The sequence below is a fragment of the Allochromatium palmeri genome, from assembly GCF_009720725.1.
GTDB lineage: Bacteria > Pseudomonadota > Gammaproteobacteria > Chromatiales > Chromatiaceae > Thermochromatium > Thermochromatium palmeri.
The window spans coordinates 1-613 of record NZ_WNKT01000162.1; the positions used below are offsets into that span (position 1 = coordinate 1).

At 47.5% G+C, this 613-nt stretch carries 1 protein-coding gene; it reads left to right on the forward strand.

The annotated features are described in order from the left end of the window. Positions 1-222, forward strand: a 222-nt coding sequence (locus tag GJ668_RS19940; RefSeq protein ID WP_186342827.1) for a transposase, incomplete at its 5' end; no start/stop codon positions are given. Positions 223-613: the final 391 nt, after the last annotated feature.

The window sequence follows — 613 nt, forward strand, 5'->3', positions numbered from 1 at the left end:
CCCGCCCATCGCATCCGCTTTGTTTATACTCCCAAGCACTGTTCCTGGCTCAATCAGGTCGAGATCTGGTTCGGTATTCTCACCCGTCGGTTGCTCAAGCGCGCGCGCTTCGCCTCCACTGATGAACTCAAGCAACGCCTCCTTGAGTTCATCGATTTCTTCAACCAGACCCTCGCCAAGCCGTTTCGCTGGACCTATATCGGCAAGCCGCTGATGGCATGAAATTGTCCAGTCAACTTAAGGTGCGAGGTACTAGCCGAATCGTAGCGACAGAATACCAGCCCTCCCTCATCAAACCGTGCGTACGGCTCTCGGTTCGCTCATTTTTGAAAAAGCATTTATATTCAAGGCTTTATATTTTCAAAAAACGCTTTTTACACCATAAGTTAAAGTTTTTTGTTTGAAAAATCAGTACCCTATAAAAAATGAGCGAACCGAGGGTATTATTCTCAGATGCCCGTCTCCTAGAATCTGTGGTCGATGTCGCCTTCATGTGGCCTATGTTAGCCCGAATTATTCATAAAAAAGGGCGAATCTCGTTTAACCAATTGATAAAATTGGTGTTCCGCCAAGAACGCTTCGGAGAAGCTAAACGAGGTCGCCCATGCCCGAG